1 protein-coding gene, 1 tRNA gene and 3 rRNA genes are annotated in these 5401 nt (G+C 57.8%); 1 reads left to right on the top strand and 4 read right to left on the bottom strand.

What is annotated here, in order from left to right; genetic code table 11:
* Positions 1 to 44: 44 nt before the first annotated feature.
* From rrf to TX80_RS18350, 4 genes are all read right to left on the bottom strand, one after another.
* Positions 45 to 166, bottom strand: a 5S ribosomal RNA gene (gene rrf, locus TX80_RS18365).
* Between the two features lie 117 nt (positions 167 to 283).
* A 23S ribosomal RNA gene (locus TX80_RS18360) occupies positions 284 to 3200 on the bottom strand.
* A gap of 228 nt (positions 3201 to 3428) precedes the next feature.
* A tRNA-Ala gene (locus TX80_RS18355) sits at positions 3429 to 3500 on the bottom strand.
* A 131-nt stretch (positions 3501 to 3631) separates the two neighbouring features.
* Positions 3632 to 5105, bottom strand: a 16S ribosomal RNA gene (locus TX80_RS18350).
* The 16S, 23S and 5S rRNA genes sit together here with 1 tRNA gene alongside, the layout of an rRNA operon.
* Positions 5106 to 5189: 84 nt before the next feature.
* On the opposite strand from TX80_RS18350, the gene TX80_RS19905 reads away from it, so the two are divergent.
* On the top strand, positions 5190 to 5401 hold a 212-nt coding region (locus TX80_RS19905; protein ID WP_230198771.1), incomplete at its 3' end, for a hypothetical protein.

The raw sequence follows: 5401 nt of genomic DNA, 5'->3' as shown, positions 1-5401 counted from the left end.
CAAAAAGCCCCACACAGCAGGCGCTGTGTGAGGCTCAGTATGAGTGGAGGCGGCGAATCGACGTTCCCAGAGGGTCGCCCACTCCAGTAGTTGCCGATACGCAGGCGGGCTTATCTTCCGTGTTCGGGATGGGTACGGGAGGAACCCCGCCGCTGTGGCCGCCGTAATGCCGATTCACGGAATCGAACCGTGATCATTCCAATATCGGTGGCGAAACCGAGTGTACGTGTAGTCCAGTTTGCGTCTGGACCCGTTCATGGGTCACAGATCCAAATGCGGTATGAGTGTGTGGCTTGGCCGATTAGTGCTCGCGGGCTCAACGCCTCGTTGCCTCGGCGCGTACACCCCGAGTCTATCGATCTCCTCTTCTAGGAGTGGCCTCGGTGGTTCCTCTTTTCCAGGTGGGTTTCGAGCTTAGATGCGTTCAGCTCTTACCCCGTGGTGCGTGGCTGCCCGGCACGTGCCCTCTCGGACAGCCGGTACACCAGTGGCACCCATTCGTAGTTCCTCTCGTACTATACGAACGTTCCCGTCAGGAACCGTAACACCCCCAATAGATAGCAGCCGACCTGTCTCACGACGGTCTAAACCCAGCTCACGACCTCCTTTAATAGGCGAACAACCTCACCCTTGCCCGCTTCTGCACGGGCAGGATGGAGGGAACCGACATCGAGGTAGCAAGCCACCCGGTCGATATGTGCTCTTGCGGGTGACGACTCTGTTATCCCTAAGGTAGCTTTTCTGTCAGCAATTGGCCGCATCAAGCAGCCTAATTGGTTCGCTAGACCACGCTTTCGCGTCAGCGTCCGTCGTTGTGCCGGACACTGTCAGGCTTCCGTATGCTCTTGCGCTCTTTCCCGAGTCTCCGACTCGGGTGAGGAAACCTTGGGGCGCGCTCGATATCTTTTCAAGCGCGTACCGCCCCAGTCAAACTGCCCGGCTACCAGTGTCCTCCGCCAGGAGTGAGAGTCGCAGTCACCATCGGGTAGTATTTCAATGCTGGCTCGGTGGCCCGCTAGCGCGGGTACCTGTGTAACGCCTCCTACCTATGCTGCACAATGGCGACCACGTCTCAGTGACAGCCTGCAGTAAAGCTCTATAGGGTCTTCGCTTCCCCTTGGGGGTCTCCAGACTCCGCACTGGAACGTACAGTTCACCGGGCCCAACGTTGGGACAGTGACGCTCTCATTGATCCATTCATGCAAGCCGCTACTGAAGCGGCAAGGTACTACGCTACCTTAAGAGGGTCATAGTTACCCCCGCCGTTAACGGGTCCTTCGTCCCATTGTACTGGGTGTTCAGATACCCGCACTGGGCAGGATTCAGTGACCGTACGAGTCCTTGCGGATTTGCGGTCACCTATGTTGTTACTAGACAGTTGGAGCGTCCGAGTCACTGCGACCTGCCCCATTGCAGGGCAGGCATCCCTTATTGCGAACGTACGGGACTAACTTGCCGAATTCCCTAACGTCGGTTGATCCCGACAGACCTTGGCTTTCGCCGCCACGAGTACCTGTGTCGGATCTCGGTACGGACAGTGTGCTTGCCTTTTCACGGGCTCTAGGTTGACCTCTCTTGCGCTATCCAGTCATTCGATCGCTTCGTGCCATTACGGCTTCCACGATTTTCGACTGTTCGACCGGGCGAAGGCCCGGCAGAGGCGGCCCCAAAGCGTCGGCTTTGAGTGCACACTGGCACAGGAATATTAACCTGTTTCCCTTTTGTCAGCTTCGACTTACGGGCTGACTTAGGACCGGCTAACCCTCAGCTGATCAGCATTGCTGAGGAACCCTTACTCGTTCGGCCGTCGGGGTTCTAACCCGACTAACGCTGCTACTATGACCAGGATTTTCGTTACCGCACGGTCCACACGAAATCTCTTCCGTGCTTCCACCCGAACGGAACGCCGACCTACGCGATTGCCTTGTGACAGGCACGGCTAGGTCTCGGTGGTGGACTTGAGCCCCGATCATTTTGGGCGCCCCGAACCTCGGCCGGTAAGCTGTTACGCTTTTCTTAGAGGGTAGCTGCTTCTAAGCTCACCTCCCGGCTGTCTAGGGCTCGGGACCACCTTCGATCGCACTTAGTCCACACTTGGGGACCTTAACCCAGCTCTGGGTTGTCTCCCTCACGGTACACAGGCTTACCCCGTGCACCGGACTCCCCGCGTCGAACGGCGTTCGTAGGTTCGGAGTTGGACAGGGGGGCGCACTCCTCTCGGAGTGCGGTCCCCCAATCCGTCGCTCTACCCCACGAACTACCTCGGCGGAGGTCATGCTTCGACATGTTTCGGTCGGAACCAGCTGTTTCCGGATTCGATGGGCCTTTCACCCCTAGACATAGGTCACGCGAGGGTATTGTAGGACACCAACGCTAACAGACCTCCACGTGCCTTTCGGCACGCTTCGTCTTGCCCATGTCTAGATCATCCGGTTTCGGGTCATGTCCGATTGACTCCCCGCGCTTGAACACGGCGGCCCTCGCAATGCTGCGGCCATGTCGGTTTCCCTACGCCTTCCCCGATGATCGGGTTAGACTCGTCAATCAGACATACTCCCTGGTTCGTTTTTCAAAACGTACGACGGAACACCGGCTTCCCGTACTTCCTACTGGTAGCTCGCGCTACGGTCGTTTTGTACAGGACCTTGTGTGCCCCGTCGCTCTATCGCCAACTGATTTCACGCCCTATTGCACCTCCCTTCTCGGGGTGCTTTTCAGCGTTCGCTCACGCTACTTGTTCGCTATCGGTCTTGAGGAGTGTTTAGTCTTCCCAGTCGATGCCTGGGATATTCACGAGGGATATCCAACCCCCGATACTCTGGAGCTGACTCGTCTCTTACTCCACGACAGTACGGGACTGTCACCCTGTTTCGTGCTCCGTTCCAGGAGACTTCGTGTCGTATTTCGGAGAGTGAGTGTCAGTCCGAACACCACATTGCCCGAAGGCTTCGGTTTGGACTGTGTCGCGTTCATTCGCCATTACTAACGACATCACGATTACGTTTTCTTTTCCTGCCGGTACTGAGATGTTTCAATTCCCGGCGTTCCCCATTGCGCGAAGCAATTGCGGTGGGGATTCCCATTCGGAAATCCTGAGTTCTTTCCCTCCGTGCGGGTCCCTCAGGCTTATCGCAGCTTGGCACGTCCTTCTTCAGCTCTCAAGCCGAGCGATCCACCAGCTGGCACAGTAGCCACGTTCATCGGATCGGCGTTACACCAGAGGTGTAACGTTATGTGACCCGGGAACGGGTCCAGTGGACGCCTGGACTACACGTACACACGGTCTCATCTGCGACGCTTGTGACTGCAAGCGTGCATTAACCCTTCCCATCCACGTTTGCACGGGATGGTGCATCGGTTTGCGTTCGGATTCAATCGTCGGGCCCGCTCCCACTTAAGGGGAACGATCCGAGATCTCCTCCGAGACATGGACCCACTGGGATTCGAACCCAGGGCATCCTCCTTGCAAAGGAGGCACTCTCCCACTGAGCTATGGGCCCACCTCCCCGCGGGTGACCGCGGGGAGCGAAAGCGTTAGCCTTGGTAGTTCAAAGGTGCCCGATCGGCCCGGCGATGGGTCGATCGAACGCGGAACCAGTTTGGGCTGGGGCGTCGCCCCAGTCCCGGTCTGTGGAGGTGATCCAGCCGCAGATTCCCCTACGGCTACCTTGTTACGACTTAAGCCCCCTTGCGGAGCCCAGATTCGACCGGCGTTGCACCGGCCTCATCCGGACCCCACTCGGGTGCTTTGACGGGCGGTGTGTGCAAGGAGCAGGGACGTATTCACCGCGCCCTTCTGAGGCGCGATTACTACCGAATCCAGCTTCATGCGGATGAGTTTCAATCCGCAATCCGAACTACGACCGAGTTTCGGAGATTAGCGTCGCCTTTCGGCGTTGCGTCCCACTGTCTCGGCCATTGTAGCCCGCGTGTCGCCCAGCACATTCGGGGCATACTGACCTACCGTTGCCCGTTCCTTCCTCCAGTTTGGCACTGGCAGTCCTCCTAATGTACCCAACCACCACAAGGGTGTTGCTGGCAATTAGGAGTGCGGGTCTCGCTCGTTGCCTGACTTAACAGGACGCCTCACGGTACGAGCTGACGGCGGCCATGCACCTCCTCTCAGTAGCTCCAATAAGCTCATCAGGCTGATCTTCATTGCTACTGTCGATGCTGGTGAGATGTCCGGCGTTGAGTCCAATTAAACCGCAGGCTCCTCCGGTTGTAGTGCTCCCCCGCCAATTCCTTTAAGTTTCATCCTTGCGGACGTACTTCCCAGGCGGTCTGCTTCACGGCTTCCCTACGGCACAACACAGGCTCGTAGCCTGTGTCACACCTAGCAGACATCGTTTACAGCTCGGACTACCCGGGTATCTAATCCGGTTCGTGACCCGAGCTTTCGTCCCTCACCGTCGGATCCGTCTTCCTGAGGCGCTTTCGCCACCGGTGGTCCGTCCAGGATTACGGGATTTCACTCCTACCCCGGACGTACCCCTCAGGTCTTCCGGTCCCAAGCCACGCAGTTTCCACCGGACGCCTGCCCGTTAAGCGGACAGATTTCCCGATGGACTTGCGTGGCCAGCTACGGACGCTTTAGGCCCAATAATAGCGGTCATCACTTGGGCTGCCGGTATTACCGCGGCGGCTGGCACCGGTCTTGCCCAGCCCTTATTCCTGTACCACCTTACGGTACAGAAAAGCGAGGACTATATGCCCTCGCACTTGGAGTCCCCTTATCGCACTGGCGTGCAGTGTAAAGGTTTCGCGCCTGCTGCGCCCCGTAGGGCCCGGTATCTTGTCTCAGATACCGTCTCCGGGCTCTTGCTCTCACAACCCGTACCGATTACTGGCACGGTGGGCCGTTACCCCACCGTCTACCTAATCGGCCGCAGCCACATCCTATGGCGCCGGGGCGTTTCGAATTCTCGGCAGTTCCAGCCTGAGAATCCTATTCCGGATTAGCCTCAGTTTCCCGAGGTTATCCGGATCCATAGGGTAGTTTGGCCACGTGTTACTGAGCTATCTGCTACGGGTCTAAACCCGTGCAACTAGCATGGCTAAATCGGACTCCAATAGCAATGACCTCCGGCAGGATCAACCGGAATGCTATCTCCCCGAAAGGGGAGGGTTTGGCGGTGAATGTAGGTACACACTCACACTATGGGTCCACGTTCGGTGACCGCTGATCGATGGACCGATCGGGCGTCACCGAACTACCAAGGCTAACATCAGATCCCATCTGTACGGCGGACCGCAGGGGTGGAATCCTCATTTCCTTCGGACTTACTCGTACGCCCTCGGGGGTACATAACCCCTTCGGACTCGAGTGGTCCGAGATGACGGAGCGAGTTGAACGCCCCGTCGATCACGTCTTCTTTGCAATCACATCCGACGCCCCGTA

This window comes from Halopiger djelfimassiliensis, from assembly GCF_000455365.1.
GTDB classification, from domain to species: domain Archaea; phylum Halobacteriota; class Halobacteria; order Halobacteriales; family Natrialbaceae; genus Halopiger_B; species Halopiger_B djelfimassiliensis.
This window is presented reverse-complemented; position numbering and strand designations above follow the sequence as displayed.